The following is a 17,039-nucleotide window of genomic DNA, read 5'->3' as shown; positions in this document are numbered from 1 at the left end:
ACGCCCCGGCCGATTGGCCGGGGCGTTTCGCATTCCTGCACCCGCAGGCGTCAGCTGGCCTGCTGGATCGCCGACAGCTGCCACTGGCCGCCGCGCGGGCGGACGAAGGTCCACAGCTCGGTCGCCTCGGTCGGCTGCGAGGCGTTGCCCTCAACCACCCGGCCGCTGGCGCGATCCTCCGTGACGTCGATCAGCGCGAAGCGCATGGCGACGGTGGCGTATTCCTGCGCCCCCTCGCGCCAGCCCTCGGCCAGATCGCCCTGGAGCAGACGGACGTCGCTGACCTTGTTGACCACGCCGCGGCTGCGGTTCTCGGCCAGATCGTCGCTGAAGTAGGAGAACATCTCCGGCGTCGTCGCGGCGCGGAGCGCGTCGGCGTCCTCACGTCCGTAGGCGGTCTGGACGGTGACGAGCAGCCGCTCGAACGACTCGAAGTCGGCCGGCTGGATGCCGATCTCGTCGGCCGCCTGACGGCGCTGGGCCGGGCCAGCGTTGCCGCCTCCCATCCCTGCGCCCGGGCCGCGGTTCCCCATCGGGTTGTAGCCGACGTCGGCCGCGTCGCGGTTCATCTGCTCACCCTGCGGGCCGCCGGCATAGGCCGGCCGGTTCCCGCCCAGCGGGCCGCCGCCAGCCGCGGTGTTCGCCGTCTGCGAGCGGTTGCGGAAGAAGCGCATGGCGAGCCGGACCAGGAAGACGACCAGCAGGATCTGCAGCAGGAAGCCCAGGATGCCGGAGAAGCTGCCCAAGCCCTCGAAGAAGCCGCCGCCGAACAGCATCGCGCCGATGCCGGCGCCGATCAGGCCGCCCATCAGGCCCGACATGAAGCCGCCGCCGAAGAAGCCGCGCGAGGGGGCCGCTGCCGGGGCGGTGGCCGCGGCGCCGGGGCGCTGCATGCCGGGCGACGCCGCCGGAGCGGTGGAACGCTCCATCGGCGACACCGCGTTGGGGGCGGTGCTGGTGGCGGCCGGCGCCTCGGTCGTGCGGCTGCCGCGGCTGCCCGAGGAGCTGCTCTTGCCGGCGCGGGCGTCGGCGGTGCCGGCGGCCAGCGCCATCACCAGCGCAACCGCCACGGCGGTGGCCGCGCGGGCGCCCCGTTTCGTGTTGGTGGCGGAAAGGCTCGAAGGTCGGGTCTTCTCGCTCATGATCGTGCTCGCTTGTCGCATCTGGTCTGTTGTCCAGCCTTGCCAGATGGGGGTGGTGCCGCCTCCGTTTAAGAGGCGGTCTCACTTTTTTCGAGCAACAATCAGCATCGCCGCCTAATCGGTCTCACTTTGCATCGCGTCGCCCATCAGGCCGTCGCCGTGCAGGGCGTCGATCGCCCGCCGGTCGCGCTTGGTCGGCCGCCCGGCGCCGGGCTGCTGGACGGGGGGGCGATAGGGGTCCTGCAGGCGCTCCTCCGCCACCGGCGGGGCGAGGTCCTCGTACAGCGCCTGGGCCTCCGGCGCCGGCCCGCGCCGGCTGCCCAGCGCCACCACCTTGATGACGCGGATGTGCCGCCCCTGGGCGAAGGTCAGCACGTCGCCCGGCTTCACCGACGCATGCGCCTTGGTGACCACCGTCCCCGACAGCCGCACGCCCCCGTCGTTGCACAGCTTGGCGGCGAGGCTGCGTGTCTTGAAGAAGCGCGCATACCAGAGCCACTTGTCGATCCGCAGCCGTCCGGGGGTGGAGTCGTCGGTGTCGGTCATCGCACACCCCCCGCCCAGGATCCCCTCTCCCCCCCGCTCACGCGCAAACGAAGTTTGCGCTGACGCGACAGGCGGACCTTTGGTCCGCCGAAAGCGGGGAGAGGGTTAGGGTGAGGGGGACGCGTGGCGTGGATTCTCGGGAAGGCACGCCGTGCATCCCCCTCACCCCGACCCTCTCCCCGGGGGGGAGAGGGGGAAAAACTGCTGATCGGTCGTGCGTTCATTCCACTCCCCAGCATGTCTCTTCACATCCCCGAAAGCTGCCGCAGCTTGGCGAACGGGTGGTCCTCGTTCGTCGGCTTCTCGCGCCGCTGCCGGTTGCCCTGCGGCGGCCTGGGCGCCCGCTTCCGCTTCCAGGTCACCGCGCCGTCCTCGGCCACCATCCGCAGATAGCCGAGCCCAGCCAGCACCGCCCCCAGCTCCTCGGCCGACAGGCCGACGCGCTGGCCGAGCGCCACCTCGCGGATCGGCGCGTTCGCCTTCGACGCCGTCAGCAGCTCCGTCTCCAGCCGGTCCAGCATGTCGACGCGCAGCGCCCGGCCGCCGGCCAGCGGGTAGCCGATGGCCTCCCAGAAGCCGGGGGGTGCGCCGCCCTCCTTCACCGATGGAGCCTCGACCGACACGCGGCCGGGCGGCGGGATCGGCACCGGCAGCGGATGGCCCTTCGACACCGCCCACAGCAGCCCGCGCAACGTCACCGCCGCCGGCTTGGCCAGCGCCGTCAGGTAGAGGTGCGACACCCCCAGCCGGACGCCCAGCCCGGTCAGCGCCTTGCGATCCTCGCGCTCCAGCCGCTCGACCATGTCGGCGACGGGCTGCCGCGGCAGAACCCCCAGCCCCTCCACCAGCTGGAAGGCCAGCCCGCGCCCGGCGCCGGACAGGCCCTGCGCGGCGGACAGCGCGAACAGTGGCTTCAGCCGGGCGGCGATGTGGTCCTTCAGCCAGCGCTCCAGCCGCGCCCGCACCCGCTCGCGCTGGGCCTGGTCCAGCATGCCCTCGTCGAACGGCACCACCAACGGCGCCAGCACCGACGGCCCGGCGGCGAGCCGCGCCACCGGCAAATTGTCCGCGCTCAGCACCCCGTCCGGCCCCAGCGCGAAGACGCCGTCCGGCTCCGCCTCGAAGGCGCGCAGCCGCTTGGCCAGCTCGTCGCGCAACGCCCGCCGGGCGGCGGTCAGCAGCGACTTCGCCTCGTCGGAGCGGTCGGGCGCGTCGGGCACGAAGCGGAAGCCCTCCAGCTTGCCGACGACATGCCCTTCCACCACCACCTCGCCGCCGGCCCGCACGCCGCCCAGCAGCGAGCGCCCGTCCTTCAGCGTCCGCGCCAGCGTCGCCGAGCGGCGGTCGATGAAACGCTGGGTCAGCCGCTCGTGCAGGGCGTCGGACAGCCGGTCCTCGATGGTCCGGGTGCGTTCCTGCCAGTGCAGCGGGTCCTTCAGCCAGTTCGGCCGGTTGGAGATGTAGGTCCAGGTGCGGATATGGGCGATGCGGGCGACCAGCGCGTCGATGTCGCCCTCGGTGCGGTCGAGCCGGGCGATCTGCTTCGCCACCCAGTCGTCGTCCAGCCGGCGCAGCGGCGTGCGCAGGCTGCGGAAGATCTGTCCCAGCAGCTTGGTGTGGGCATCCGACAGCACCTTGCGGAAGTCGGGGACCTGACAAACCTCCCACAGCAGCCGCACCGCGTCGCGGCCGCGCGCCAGATCCATGATCTCCGGATCGCGCACCAGCGCTTGGAGCGCCAGATGGTCGTCGGCCTCGCGCACGCGGGACAGCTCCGGGATCGGCGCCCGTTCCTCCAGCGACTTCAGCAGGAAGCCCGGCGTGTCGAAGCGCAGCTCGCTGTTGCGCCAGGACAGCCCCTTGACCGTCTCGAACTCATGGTTCTCGACGCGGGTGACCAGATCGGCGTCCAGCTCCCCCACCTCGTCGGTGGTGCCGAAGGTGCCGTCGCGCATGTGGCGGCCGGCGCGGCCGGCGATCTGCGCCACCTCGGCGGGGCGCAGGCGGCGCGGGGCGAAGCCGTCGAACTTGACGATGCGGGCGAAGGCGACATGGTCGACATCCATGTTCAGCCCCATGCCGATGGCGTCGGTCGCCACCAGGTAATCGACCTCGCCCGCCTGATAGAGCCCGACCTGGGCGTTGCGGGTGCGTGGGCTGAGCGCGCCCAGCACCACGGCGGTGCCGCCGCGCTGGCGCCGGATCATCTCGGCGATGGCATAGACGTCGGTGGCGGAGAAGGCGACGACGGCCGAGCGCGGCGGCAGCCGCGTCAGCTTCTTGTAGCCGGCATAGGTCAGCTGGGAGAAACGCGGCCGGCTGACGAACTCCGCCTTCGGCACCAGCCGGCGGATCATCGGCTGCATCGAATCGGATCCCAGCACCATCGTCTCGACCATGCCGCGGGCGTTCAACAGCCGGTCGGTGAAGATGTGGCCGCGCTCGGGATCGGCGCAGAGCTGGATTTCGTCCACCGCCAGGAAATCGACCGCGCGGTCCAGCGGCATCGATTCGACGGTGCAGACCCAGTAGGACGGGTTGGGGGGCAGGATCTTCTCCTCCCCCGTGACCAGCGCGACCGCTTGTCGGCCCTTGATCGAGACGATGCGGTCATAGTTCTCCCGCGCCAGCAGGCGCAGGGGAAAGCCGATCATGCCGGACCGGTGGCCGAGCATGCGCTCGATCGCCAGATAGGTCTTGCCGGTGTTGGTCGGCCCCAGCACGGCGACCACACGGCCCCCCCGCCCGAGACCGCCGCCCGCCGAAGCGTGAGTGGACGTCATGGGGTTAAGCTTTGGGGTGCGGAAGCCCGCAATGCAAGCGGCGGCGTGGCCTTATCGCCATCTGTCCCTCTCCCGTCCCGGGAGGAGGGCATGGAGCCGACGGCCGCAGGCCGGACGAGCGCCGAAGGGCGATCGTAGGCGGAATGCAGTCGCGAGACTTGCGAGCGACTTCGGGGCCCATGCGCAGCATGGGAAGGGTGAGGGATGATCCAAGGAACCAGATGCCTGATCCTTGGTGTACCCCTCACCCTCCCCACTTCGTGGGTCCCCTCCCTCTCCCGGGGCGGGAGAGGGCATTCTCCAGAAACGACGAGGGCCGCCGAATGGGGGATTCGGCGGCCCTGGTCTCACGGCGGCTGCGTTGGGGGGCTTGGGAGCGCCGCCGGGAGCCTGTCGGTCTCTGTTACGTCAGCCCTTGGGCGGCTCCTGCGGTGCCGGCGCCGGACCCGGGCCGGGGCCCTTGCCCGGACCCATTCCGTGATGACGCGGACCGTCATGGTCCCAACCGCCGGGGCCGCCATGATGCGGGCCCATCCGGCCACCCATGCCGCCCGGACCCTGGTTCAGCATATGGTCGGCCTGCCTCTGCTGGTCGGGCGTCAGCTGGGCGTAGAGGTCGGTCAGGGCCGGGCGGACGGTCTGGAGCTGCTGCAGGTGGGCCTGCATCATCTGCTCGGCGCGTTCCAGGCGCTGCGGCAGGGCCGGCGGCGGCGGGACGTCCTTGAACTTCACGCACAGGTCCTGCGTCGGCTTCAGGCTGGAGCGGGCGGCGTCGGCGAACTTGGTCCAGGCGGCGCGCTGCTGCTCGGTGATGTTCAGCTTCTTCTCCGCATAGGCCAGGCGGCCGGCCAGACGGGCCTCTTGGTCCTCGCACATGCGGGCGAAGTGGCGGTCGTGTCCCGGACCCATGCCCGGGCCGGGACCACCCGGCTGCGGGCCACCCTGGGCGAAGACCGGAACGGCCACGCCGAGACCGGCGACCAGCAGGGCGGACGTCAGAAGGGCGCGTTTCATGGTGTCGACTCCTCGGTGTGTTGGTGCTGTCTAAACCCCGGATGGAGGGGGCTTATTCCGTTGGGACGTTGCCGGCTGGATCGCCGCCGCTGTCCCGATGACCAGACGATGGGCGCCGAACGTTGCGGAGGAATGTCCGCAAACCGGTCATTTGGTAACAGAGTGTAACCGCCCGGCCCCCCGTAACCCGGCGTTACACATTTCCCCTTCACGCCCGGCGCGCCCCGCCCGATCATGGGGCCATGGACCGCACGCCCCACCTCCTCGTCGTCGACGACGACCGCGAAATCCGCTCCCTCGTCGCCCAGTTCCTGACCAAGCACGGCTTCCGGGTCACCGGGGTCAAGGACGGGGCGGAGATGATGCGCACGCTCGACGGCGCCCGCGTCGACCTGATCGTCCTCGACCTGATGCTGCCGGGGGAGGACGGGCTGTCGCTCTGCCGCCGGCTGCGCGCCGCGCCGCCGACGGCGCAGACCCCCGTCATCATGCTGACCGCCATGGGGGAGGAGACCGACCGCATCGTCGGGCTGGAGATGGGCGCCGACGATTATCTGGCGAAGCCGTTCAGCCCGCGCGAGCTGCTGGCCCGCATCAAGGCGGTGCTGCGCCGCGTCGCCGCCCCGCCGGTGGCCGGCGCCCCCGCCGCGGCCGGCACCGTGCTGCGCTTCGAAGGCTGGTCGCTCGACCTTACCCGGCGCGAGCTGCGCTCGGCCGACGGCGTGCTGGTCCAACTCTCGGCCGGCGAATACGACCTGCTGGTCGCCTTCGCCGAGCATCCGCAGCGGGTGCTGACCCGCGACCAGCTTCTCGATCTGGCGCGCGGCCGCTCGGCGGTTCCCTTCGACCGCTCCATCGACGTGCAGGTCAGCCGGCTGCGCCGCAAGATCGAGCCCGACCCGGCCGACCCGACGCTGATCAAGACGGTGCGCGGCGGCGGCTATCTCTTCACCGCGTCGGTCGTCACCGGCGGGCCGGCATCGTGACCGCCGGGCCGGAAGGGACGGCGGGCACCGCGCAGGAGACGGCGACCCATCCGGCCCGGCTGAAGGAGGCGCGCCGCCGCCGCGCGCTGCGCCGCCTGCGCCTGCGCTTTCCCGACAGCCTCGCCTCCCGCATCGCGCTGACGGTGGTGCTGGCCCTGCTGCTGACCCAGGCGATCAGCGCGCTGGTCTATCTGACCGACCGCAGCGAGGGGCCGCCGATCCACGGCCCCAACGTGCTGATCCAGCGCATCACCGCCATCGTCCAGCTGGTGGAAAGCACGCCGCCGCCGGGCCGCGAGCGGCTGGTGCGCGCCATCGACGACCCGGTGCTGCGCGTCGAATGGGCCCCCGACCGGCCGCCGCCGCTGGCTCCCAACGCCATCACCAGCGGCCGGTTCGAAGGGCTGAAGCGCCGGCTGGGCGAGCAGCTCGACACCGCCGAGCGCAACATCCTGGTCGAGGTGCAGCGTCCGCCGCATGACGACGACCGCCCGCGTGCTCCCTTCATGGCCGGCGACGAGCCGCGGCGCTGGGGGCCGCATGTCCGGCTGTCGGTTCGGCTCGGCGACGGGTCCTGGCTCAGCTTCACCGGCGGCGACCCGCTGCCCGGCCCCTTCGGCGTCGTGCGCTTCATCCTGTGGATGGCCGCCATCGTCGCGGTGATCCTGCTGGTCTCGCTGCTGGCCGCCCGCCGGGTGACGGCGCCGCTGGCCGGCTTCGCCGCCGCCGCCGAGCGGCTCAGCGTCGACGGGCAGGCCGAACCCCTGCCGGAGGAAGGGCCGCTGGAGCTGCGCGCCGCCACCCGCGCCTTCAACCGGATGCAGGCGCGGCTCGCCCGCTTCGTCGCCGACCGCACCCAGATGTTGGCGGCGATCGGCCACGACCTGCGCACGCCGATCACCCGCCTGCGCCTGCGCGCCGAGCTGGTCGACGACCCGGAGATGCAGCGCCGGATGCTGGCCGACCTCGACGAGATGGAGGCGATGATCTCCGCCACGCTGGCCTTCGCCCGCGACGACGCCCAGCGCGAGCCGCGCGGCCGTTTCGACCTCGCCGACCTGCTGCAGAGCCTGTGCGACGACCGCGTCGATTCCGGCCACCGCGCCCTCTATGACGGCCCCGCCCACGCGGTGGCGGAAGGCCGCCCGGTGGCGCTGCGCCGGGCGCTGGCCAACCTGATGGACAACGCCATCAAGTATGGCGGCGGCTTCACCGTCCGGCTGGAGACCGGCGCCGACGGTACCAGCCAGCATCGCAACGCCCTGATCCACATCGACGACGACGGCCCCGGCATCCCGGAGGCGGAGTTCGAGAAGGTCTTCGCCCCCTTCTACCGGCTGGAGCGCTCGCGCTCACGCGACACCGGCGGAGTCGGTCTCGGCCTGTCCACCGCCCGCAGCATCATCCGCGGCCATGGCGGCGACGTGACCCTGGCGAACCGCAGTGAAGGAGGGTTGCGCGCCACGGTGACGCTGCCGCTGTAGCGCGCAACCTCATCCTTGGTCGACCGCGTCCGCCAGATCGATCCGCCCGGCCAGGAAGTCCAGGAAGGACCGCACCTTCGGCGGCTGGATCCGTCCGCCGGGAAAGACCGCGTGCAGGTCGACGTCCGACCCCCTCCAGCCGTCGAGCACCCGCTCCACCTGTCCGGCCGACCGGTAGGGCCGCATGGCGAAGTCGGTGGCCAGCACCAGCCCGCCGCCGGCCAGCAGCGTCGGGACCAGCATCTCCGGGTCGTCGGCCGCCATCACCGGGTCGATGACGACGTCGATCTCCTCTCTCTGGCCGTCCCCGCTGGTGCGGAACAGATGCCAGCCATAGCCGGAGGGGCGCCGGGCGGTCATGTTCGCCAGCGTCAGGTGCCGGATCAGCTCGTCGGGATGGGCCGGCACGCCATGGACGGCACAATAGGATGGGGCGGCGTAGACATGCCGGGGCAGGACGCCCAGCTTGCGGGCCGCCATGCTGGAGTCCTGCAGCGTGCCCATCCGGATCGCCAGATCGATGTCCCGCGCCACCAGATCCAGGTTCTCGTGGCTGAGCACCAGATCGATGCGGACGTCGGGGCAGCGGGCCCGGAAATCGGGCAGGAGCGGCGCGACGACCGTCATCCCGAAAGACGGCGGGGTGGTGATCCGCAGCCAGCCGCGCGGCGCGTCGCGCAGCTGGGCCACCGCGCTTTCGGCCTGTTCCAGCTCCCCGGCGATGCGGCGGCAGCGTTCGAAATAGACGGTCCCCGCCTCGGTCAGGCCGAGGCGGCGGGTGGTCCGGTGCAGAAGCTGGATGCCGAGCCGGCGTTCGAGATCGCGCACCTTGCGGCTCAGCGTCGTCTTGGGGAGCCGCAGCCGCCGGGCGGCCTTCGTGAAGCTGCCCTCCTCGACCACTCTCACGAAGGCGATGGTGTCGTTCAGGTCCTGCATCCGTCCCCGCCGATTGGATCGGAAAACGGCACAATGTTGCCCAAGCCCGACGGGTAATCAAGGCCGGCCGCGGGTGCTAGGTGGTGGACAGGCGCGGCGGCCGGCCCCGGACCGCCGCGGGAGCCGAACAACACCCCAAGGACAGGAAAATGAAGTCCCAGATGCTTGTGCTGGCCGCCGGCCTGCTGTTCGCGGCCATCCCGGCCGGACATGCCGCCGACAAGGCTGCCGATCGCCCTGCCGCCCAATCGGCCGCCCAACCCCAGGCCGCCCAACCCCAGGCCGTCCAACCCCAAGCGGCCCAACCCTCCGCCGCCGGAGTCTACCGCTTCGCCGTCGGCGATTTCCGCGTCACGGCGCTCAGCGACGGCACCCTGCCGCTCGACGTCAAGCCGCTGGTCAAGGGGCTGCCGCCGGAGCGCATCGATGCGCTGCTGGCCGAGCGGTTCGAGCGCGATCCGCTGGAAACCTCGATCAACGCCTTCCTGATCGACGCGGGCCCGCGCCTGCTGCTGGTCGATACCGGCGCCGGCCGGCTGTTCGGACCCTATGGCGGCAAGCTTCCGGCCAGCCTCGCCGCGGCCGGATACCGCCCCGACCAGGTGACCGACATCCTCCTCACCCACATCCACACCGATCACTCCGGCGGGCTGACGCTGGATGGACGGATGGCCTTCCCGAACGCCACGGTCCATGTCGGCCAGGCCGACGTCGACTACTTCCTCGACCACGCCAACCTCGCCAGGGGATTGCAGCCCCGCCTTTATGACGAGGCGGTCGCCACCGTCGGCCCTTACCTCAAGGCCGGCAAGGTGAAGCCCTTCAGCGACCAGTCGGAAATCCTGCCGGGCGTCACCGCGATCCCCACCCCCGGCCACACCCCCGGCCACGCCTTCTACCGGGTGGCGAGTCGCGGCGAGACCATCGAGTTCTGGGGCGACATCATCCATGTCGGTCCGGTGCAGTTCCCGCATCCGGACGCCACCGTCGCCTTCGACATCGACCAGGACGCCGCCCGCGCCCAGCGCCTGAAGTGCTTCGCCCAGGAGGCCGGCAGCGGCCAGCTGACCGCCGCCGCCCATCTCGGCTTCCCCGGCCTCGGCCGCCTGCGGCGCGACGGCGACGCCTATCGCTGGGTGCCGGTCGAGTACCGCAACCGCGAGTGATCCGGCCGGGCAGGGCAGGCGGGGCGTCGCGGAAACCCGCCCACCCCGCAATTGCGGATAGAGTCATCCTTTCGCCACGGTCGGGAGACAAATAATCGTCGGTCCGCCGCCGGCCTTCCGGCCAAGCGGCTGTGAGCGTATGAGGATCGAAGCGGGAACGTTTCCCGCACCTCACATCGACCTGACAGGGCCAGAGAGCGCGCCGTGACCGCCGACCGACCGGACCACCAGACGGATCAACGCGCGGGCCAGCTCTATGCCGGCCCCCGCCCGCTCCGCACCCGCGACGATCCGTCGCCGCTCGACCGGCTGACGGCGGGCGATGTCGCCCGCGCGCTGGCCGCCAAGGCGTTCGGCCTCGCCCGCGACCGGCTGGCGACCCTCGGCCGGGGCAAGCCACGCCGCCGGCAGCCGCCCCCCTCGGCAGCTCCGCCCCCGACCCCCTACAAGCAGCCCCGCCGTCCGCGCCGCGGGCTGCCTGCTTTCGCGCTGCCGCCGTTCACGCTGCCATCGTTCACGTTGCCAAGGATCTCCTTGCCCAAGCTCAAAGCGCCCAAGCTCGCTTCGTCCAAGCCGTCGGCGCGCCGGTCCGGCGCTTCCCAGCCGCAGCTGTCCAAGACCTCGGCCGCGGCCCTGACCGCCGGCCGTCCCGGCCGGGCGCCGCAGCCGCCCCGCAAGGGCGGCGGCTGGGTCCGGCGGCTGGTGCAGTGGGGCCTCGTCGCCGCCATCTGGTGCGGCATCGGGCTCGGCGCGGTGCTGGCCTGGTTCGCGCTCGACCTGCCGGACATCTCCAAGGTGGCGCAGTTCGAACGCCGCGCCTCGATCACCGTGCTGGCCGCCGACGGCAGCGAGTTCGCCCGCTTCGGCGACCTGCACGGCACCACGCTCAGCGTCGCGGACCTGCCGCCGCATCTGGTCGGGGCGGTGCTGGCGATCGAGGACCGCCGCTTCTACGGCCATTTCGGCATCGACCCGCTGGGTCTGGCCCGCGCCGTCTACGTCAACTGGCGCTCCGGCCGGGCGGTGCAGGGCGGCTCGACCATCACCCAGCAGCTCGCCAAGAACCTGTTCCTGACGCCCGAGAAATCGCTGAAGCGCAAGATCCAGGAGGCGATACTGGCGCTGTGGCTGGAGAGCCGCTTCACCAAGGACCAGATCCTCACCGCCTACCTGAACCGCGTTTATCTCGGTGCCGGCACCTTCGGGGTGGACGCCGCCGCCCGCACCTATTTCGGCAAGCCGGCGACCGAGGTCGACGTCCGCGAATCGGCGGTGCTGGCCGGCCTGCTGAAGGCGCCGTCGCGTTACGCCCCCAGCTCCAACCCCGACGAATCGGCGGAGCGGGCGCGGGTGGTGATGGCGGCGATGCTCGACGCCGGCTATCTCACCCAGGCGCAGTACGAGGCGGCACGCAGCGCCAAGCCCTCGCCCCGGCGCAAGCCCGGCGGCGACGGCCGCTATTTCGCCGACTGGGTGACCGATCTGGTGCCGGGCTTCGCCGGCCCCGACCATGGCGACGTCATCGTCCGCACCACGCTGGACCTGAAGATGCAGCGCGCCGCCGAACAGCGGCTGGAAGCCCTGCTCGCCGGCCCCGGCGCCGCCGCCAACGTCCATCAGGCCGCCCTGGTCGCCATGAGCCCGGACGGCGCGGTGCGCGCGCTGGTCGGCGGCCGCGACTATGACGGCAGCGAGTTCAACCGCGCCACCCAGGCGCTGCGCCAGCCGGGATCCGCCTTCAAGCCCTTCGTCTATCTGGCGGCGCTGGAGGCCGGCTGGACCCCCGACAGCCTGATCGACGACGCTCCCGTCCAGCTCGGCACCTGGAACCCCGGCAATTACGACGGCAAGTACCGCGGCAGCATCACGCTGGCCTCGGCGCTGGCCCATTCCTCCAACACCGCGACGGCGCGGCTGATCGACCGCGTCGGCACCGACCGGGTGCGGCGCATCGCGTCGAATCTCGGCATCTCCTCGCCGCTGACCCGCGACCTGTCGCTGGGCCTCGGCACCAGCGAGGTGACGCCGCTGGAGCTGGTGCGCGCCTATGCCGGCATCGCCAACCGCGGCGTGCCCGTTTGGGCCTACGCCATCACCGAGATCAAGAGCCGCGACGGCACGGTGCTGTTCCGGCGCCAGGGCGGCGGCGGCGGGGCGGTGGTCGACCCCGCCCATGCCGTGCAGCTGTCGCGCATGATGACCGGCGTGCTCGACTACGGCACCGGGCGCAGCGCCAAGCTGAACCGCCCGGCGGCGGCCAAGTCCGGCACCACCCAGGACTATCACGACGCCTGGTTCGTCGGCTTCACCGCCGACCTCGTCGCCGGGGTCTGGCTCGGCAACGACAACAACGAGGCGATGAAGAAGGTCACCGGCGGCACCCTGCCGGCCAAGCTGTGGCGCGAGTTCATGCTCGACGCCCATGCCGGCAAGCCCGCCCGCCCGCTCCCCGGCCTGGACGGCGCCCCGGCCTGGACCGCGCCGCCCGGAAGCGTGATGGCGGGCGCCGTTCCGCCGAACGGCGTGCCGGTGGCATCGGCCGACGCGCGGCCCGGCGGCCTTTCGGGCGGCGGCATCGGCTCGCTGATCGAGAAGATCGCCGGCACCCCCGCCACGGCGCCGCGGGTGCAGTACGACTACAGCCACAGCGGGGCGCGGTAGGGGGGAGGGCTTCAAGTTCCCCCCGCCGCCCCGACCCTGCTATACCTCCCCCCGGTTTTCCCCAAGGTGGACGGCACATGCAGGCGGACGAGCGACTGGACGGAACGGAGCTGCTGGCGGAGGCCGTCACCGCGGCCATCTCCCCGGTCGTCCGCGACGACGCTCCTGACGCCACCGGCCCGTCCCTCCGTCCGCAAGACGCCCCGAGCCGGTCTCCCCTCAACCCGCTGCTCAGCGCCGCCGCCCCGGTGCTGGCGCTCGCCTCCTCGCTGCGCGACCGCAGCCTGACCGACCCGCCCCGCGCCGCCGCCGCCTCGGCGCTGGAGCGCTTCGACCGCGTCGCCGCCGCGTCCGGCCTCGACGCCGACGCCATCCGCGCCGCCCGCATCGCGCTGGCCGCCACGCTGGACGATGTCGCCCGCGCCGCCGGCCATGGCGGGGCGGCGGTGGCGGAACCCGGCGCCGGCGTGCGCTTCTTCGACCTGCTCGACGGCATGCTGGGCGACCCGCGCCGCCACCGTCCCGCGCTGGAGCTGTTCTACGCCTGCCTGTCGCTCGGCTTCGAGGGCCGCTTCCGCGACAGGCCCGGCGGCGCCCACGACCTTGCCCGTCTGCGCGACGAGCTGTACCGCATCCTGCGCCGCGCCCGCGGCGACCTTGCGGCGGAGCTGTCGCCGGCCTGGGCCGGGGTGGCGGAGCCGTTCCGGCCGCCCGGCAGCGGATTGGGCGGAAGATTGGGCGGTATGGTGCCGGTATGGGTCCTCTGGGCGGCGGTGGCGCTGGGGCTGTCCGGCCTCTATGTCCATCTCGCCGGCAGCCTCGACCGGCAGGCGGAGCCGGTGGTCGCCCGCATCGGCGCCTTGCTGCCCGACCGCCCCATCGAGATCGCCCGGCTGGTCCCGCCGCCGCCGCCCACCGCCGGCCCGGCCCTGATCGCCCGCATCACCGGCCAGCTCGCCCCGGAGATCCGCACCGGCGCCGTCGAGGTGCTGGCGGGGGAGGACGGCGCCCTGGTGATCCGCATCCCGGCCGCCGCCATGTTCGCCACCGGCGGCGACGCCGTGAAGGCCCGCCACCGCGCCATCGTCGAGCGGGTGGGCCAGACCCTGGCGGCGGAGCAGGGCGGCGTCCTGGTGGTCGCCCACACCGACGACCAGACCCCGCCGGGCGGCCGCCTGTCCACCGCCCAGCTCTTGACCGACGCCCGTGCCGACGCGGTGCGCAAGCTGCTGGAGCACAGCCTCCCGCCCGCCCGCCTGTCGGCCGAGGGCCGTGGCGACCAGGAACCGGTGGCGCTGAACGACACGCCCGCCGGCCGCGACGCCAACCGGCGGATCGACATCCGCCTCTATCCGCAATAGGGCGCCCGCCATGGCCGATCGCCGCACCAGCAAGGCCGGCGCCGAAGCGGTGAAGAAGACCGCCGGGCGCCGCCGGACCACCGCCCCTTCCACACCGTCACCGCACCGCTCCGCCCGTGCCCGCTGGGCGCTGTCGCTGCCGGGCGTGCTGGCGCTCGGGCTGGCCGGCTGGCTGCTGCTGCCGCGGCTGGCGGCCTCCGCCGCGCCGCAGCTGCTGCCGGCCGTCCAGGCCGACTGGAGCGTCCGGCTGCTGCCGCTCCTGCTGGCGCTCGCCGCCTGGATCCTGGTCAACCGCCGCATCGACGTCCGCGAGCGCGCCGCCAACGCCCGCCTGCTTCAGGCGCTGGCCGCCGGCCGCGACCCCGAGCTGAAGGCCTCGCTGGAGGAGATCGGCACGGTGCGCAAGCGGCTGGACGCCGCGCTGGCCCAGCTGCGCAGGCGCCGGGGCGGGCGCTACCTCTACCAGCTTCCCTGGTATCTGGTGATCGGCGCCCCCGGCTCGGGCAAGACCACCGCGCTCGCCAACACCGGCCTCGCCGCCCCGCTGGTCCCGGGCACCGTCACCGGGCCGCTGGCCGGTCTGGCCGGCACCCGCAACTGCGACTGGTGGTTCACCGACCGCGCCGTGCTGATCGACACCGCCGGCCGCTACACCACCCAGGACAGCCGGCGCGCGGTGGACGGCCGGGTGTGGTCCGGCCTGCTCGACCTCCTGAAGGAGCACCGGCCGCGCCAGCCCGCCAACGGCGTCCTGCTGACCGTCAGCATACCCGAATTGACGGGCTGGACCGATGCCGAGCGCCGCAACCACGCCATCCTGATCCGCCAGCGCCTGAACGAGCTGCGCGTCCATCTCGGCCTGCGCCTGCCGGTCTATCTGCTGCTGACCAAGGCCGACCTGCTGGACGGCTTCGCCACCTTCTTCGACCCGCTGGACCGCGAGGCGCGCAGCCAGGTCTGGGGCCTGACCCTGCCTGTCGATGATGGGCCTGCCAGCAGCCCGCTGCCCGCCTTCCGCGACCTCTATGCCGGGCTGGTGCGGCGGCTGGATGAGCGGCTGCTCGACCGGCTGCACCAGGAGCCCGACCTCCGCCGCCGGAGCGACAGCTTCGCCCTGCCGCTGCGGGTGGCGGAGCTGGAGCCGGCGCTGGCCGACATCGTCGACACCGTCTTCGGCTCCGAACAGGGCGAGGAGACGCCGCGCCTGCGCGGCCTCTACCTGACCAGCGCCACCCAGACCGGCGGCGCGCTCGGCCTGCTGGAGCCCGACGCCGGCGCCTCCTCCACCTATTTCCTCGACCGCCTGCTGCCCGACATCGTGTTCCCAGAAGCCAACCTCGCCCGGGTCGATCGCGCGGTGGAGCGCGCCCGCCGCCGCCGCGCCGCCCTGTCGGCTGTCGCCGCCCTGGCGCTCGGCCTTGCGGTCGGCGGCTGGTGGCTGGTCAGTGCCCGCGGCAACGCCGCCCTGCTGGCGCGCGCCGACGCCGGCGCCGCGGCGGTGGAGGCGGCGTTGCGCCCGCTCGACACGCCGCCGCGCGCGCTGGCCAGGGTCGACGATGCCGACCCGGCGGCGATCCTGCCGGCGCTCGACGCCCTGCGCGCCCTGCCGCTCGCCTTCGACGAGGCGCAGGGGGTGGCGGGACAGGCCTGGGGGAGACAGGATTGGGCCGCCCCGGCGCTGGCCGGCGGCCTGTATCAGGGAGCCCGCATCGCCGGCCCGGCGCGGGAGGCCTACAGCCGCGCCCTGCGCAGCCAGTTCCTTGCCCGCATCGCCCTGCGGCTGGAGGAGCGGCTGCGCGCCGACTGGGCCGTGCCCGACCAGCTGCGCCAGACCCTGCGCGTCTACCGCATGGTCGGCGGCACCGCGCCGATGGAGGCCGGCGCGCTGGCCGGATGGCTGGCGCTCGACTGGCAGCGCACGCTGCCCGACCCGGCCAACGAGGCGCGGCGCCGCGCCCTCGGCGACCATCTGGCCGCGCTGTTCGCCGTCGGCTTCGCCCCGGTCCCGCCCGACGAGGCGCTGCTCGCCCGCGTCGAGGAGGTGCTGGCCCAATCGGCGTCCCAGCCTGATTCCTCCCGGCCCGCCTCTCCACAACCAGACCGGGCCGCCCTGCCATGATGGACTATTTCACGACACGGCAAGGGGCGCCGACCGGGACCGGCGGCGTGGCCGCCGATCCGGTGGCGGGCTTCCACGGCAAGGTGCCGGCGCGCGGCGATTTCGTCGGGCACGGCCTGCCGGGCGCGGTCCTCGCCCCCTGGGACCGCTGGCTCTCCGCGGCGCTCGGCGAGGCGAGCCGCGGGCTGGGCGGCGAGTGGGAGGCGCTGTTCGCCCAGGCCCCGGTCTGGCGCTTCGCCCTGCCGGCCGGCCTGTGCGGCGGCGCCCCGCTGGTCGGGGTGTGGATGCCCAGCGCCGACCGGGTCGGCCGCCTCTATCCCTTCACCATCGCCGCCGGCCTTCCCGCCGGCTTCGACATCGCCGACGCCCCCGCCGCCTGCGCCCCCTGGCTCGCCCGCGCCGAGGCGCTGGCGGCCGACGCCTGCCGCGCCGGTGCCGATGTCGAGGGGCTGCCGGCCCGCCTCGCCATCCTCGGCCGCCCGGAACCGGAGCGCGTCGGCGCCGCCACCCGCGCCCTGCTCGGCCGCCTGTCCGGCCCGCTGCGCGCCGACGCCAGCCTGTGGTGGACCCGCGGCGCCGGCCGCGTCGCGCCGTCGCTGCTGTCCTGCCCCGGCCTCCCCGCCGGCCCCCGCCTGACCGCCTTCCTCGACGGCGCCTGGGACCGCTGGGGCTGGGAGGATGCGGACGAGGGGTAAGCAGCCGGGTCAGTGTTTGCGGACTGTTTCCGGGAGGTACGGAAGGCGCGGACAAGATAGACACGGATTTCACGGATCAAAACACGGATTTCACGGATGGTCTAACCCTTGCAGGATCGCTGCAACCGGACCGCTGATATAAAAAA

At 73.0% G+C, this 17,039-nt stretch carries 12 protein-coding genes; 7 read left to right on the top strand and 5 right to left on the bottom strand.

Annotated elements, in window-relative coordinates; translation table 11 throughout:
• Positions 1-50: 50 nt before the first annotated feature.
• The 4 genes from JHL17_RS32220 to JHL17_RS32205 all read right to left on the bottom strand — a co-directional run bounded on the left by JHL17_RS32220 (position 51) and on the right by JHL17_RS32205 (position 5,485).
• A complete protein-coding gene (locus tag JHL17_RS32220) occupies positions 51-1,142 on the bottom strand; it encodes a Tim44 domain-containing protein (protein WP_200198739.1) in 1,092 nt (363 codons plus the stop codon).
• Between the two features lie 114 nt (positions 1,143-1,256).
• Positions 1,257-1,688, bottom strand: a complete 432-nt coding sequence (locus JHL17_RS32215) for an RNA-binding S4 domain-containing protein (RefSeq protein WP_200198738.1) — start codon at positions 1,686-1,688, stop codon at positions 1,257-1,259.
• A 245-nt stretch (positions 1,689-1,933) separates the two neighbouring features.
• The gene (locus JHL17_RS32210) at positions 1,934-4,471 is read right to left on the bottom strand and encodes a helicase-related protein (protein WP_200198737.1); all 2,538 of its coding nucleotides are present in this window, start codon (positions 4,469-4,471) and stop codon (positions 1,934-1,936) included.
• A 408-nt stretch (positions 4,472-4,879) separates the two neighbouring features.
• On the bottom strand, positions 4,880-5,485 hold the full coding sequence (locus JHL17_RS32205) for a Spy/CpxP family protein refolding chaperone (RefSeq protein WP_200198736.1): 606 nt from the start codon (positions 5,483-5,485) through the stop codon (positions 4,880-4,882).
• A 242-nt stretch (positions 5,486-5,727) separates the two neighbouring features.
• Here JHL17_RS32205 and JHL17_RS32200 point away from each other — a divergent pair, with 242 nt between their 5' ends.
• Positions 5,728-6,471 (top strand): response regulator, encoded by a 744-nt coding sequence (locus tag JHL17_RS32200; RefSeq protein ID WP_200198735.1) that lies wholly within the window; start codon positions 5,728-5,730, stop codon positions 6,469-6,471.
• Positions 6,468-7,955, top strand: a complete 1,488-nt coding sequence (locus tag JHL17_RS32195; RefSeq protein ID WP_345773923.1) for an ATP-binding protein — start codon at positions 6,468-6,470, stop codon at positions 7,953-7,955. The genes JHL17_RS32200 and JHL17_RS32195 overlap by 4 nt, the downstream gene beginning before the upstream one ends.
• A gap of 9 nt (positions 7,956-7,964) precedes the next feature.
• On the opposite strand, the gene JHL17_RS32190 is transcribed toward JHL17_RS32195, so the two are convergent.
• Positions 7,965-8,891 carry a LysR family transcriptional regulator gene (locus JHL17_RS32190; protein WP_200198734.1) on the bottom strand — a complete coding sequence of 309 codons (927 nt, stop codon included), beginning with the start codon at positions 8,889-8,891 and terminating at the stop codon, positions 7,965-7,967.
• 149 nt (positions 8,892-9,040) lie between these two features.
• On the opposite strand from JHL17_RS32190, the gene JHL17_RS32185 reads away from it, so the two are divergent.
• The 5 genes from JHL17_RS32185 (at position 9,041) to tagF (ending at position 16,893) form a co-directional block, all read left to right on the top strand.
• Positions 9,041-10,057: an MBL fold metallo-hydrolase gene (locus JHL17_RS32185; RefSeq protein ID WP_200198733.1), complete on the top strand. Its 1,017-nt coding sequence runs from the start codon at positions 9,041-9,043 to the stop codon at positions 10,055-10,057.
• 204 nt (positions 10,058-10,261) lie between these two features.
• Positions 10,262-12,718: a PBP1A family penicillin-binding protein gene (locus tag JHL17_RS32180; RefSeq protein ID WP_200198732.1), complete on the top strand. Its 2,457-nt coding sequence runs from the start codon at positions 10,262-10,264 to the stop codon at positions 12,716-12,718.
• 77 nt (positions 12,719-12,795) lie between these two features.
• Positions 12,796-14,079: a type IVB secretion system protein IcmH/DotU gene (gene icmH / locus JHL17_RS32175; protein ID WP_200198731.1), complete on the top strand. Its 1,284-nt coding sequence runs from the start codon at positions 12,796-12,798 to the stop codon at positions 14,077-14,079.
• A 10-nt stretch (positions 14,080-14,089) separates the two neighbouring features.
• Complete coding sequence (tssM, locus tag JHL17_RS32170; protein ID WP_200198730.1) at positions 14,090-16,198, top strand: type VI secretion system membrane subunit TssM; 2,109 nt, start codon at positions 14,090-14,092, stop codon at positions 16,196-16,198.
• Positions 16,195-16,893, top strand: a complete 699-nt coding sequence (tagF, locus tag JHL17_RS32165; RefSeq protein WP_247893967.1) for a type VI secretion system-associated protein TagF — start codon at positions 16,195-16,197, stop codon at positions 16,891-16,893. Before tssM ends, tagF begins: the two co-directional genes overlap by 4 nt.
• Positions 16,894-17,039: the final 146 nt, after the last annotated feature.

The organism is Azospirillum endophyticum (assembly GCF_016595245.1).
GTDB classification, from domain to species: domain Bacteria; phylum Pseudomonadota; class Alphaproteobacteria; order Azospirillales; family Azospirillaceae; genus Azospirillum; species Azospirillum endophyticum.
This window is presented reverse-complemented; position numbering and strand designations above follow the sequence as displayed.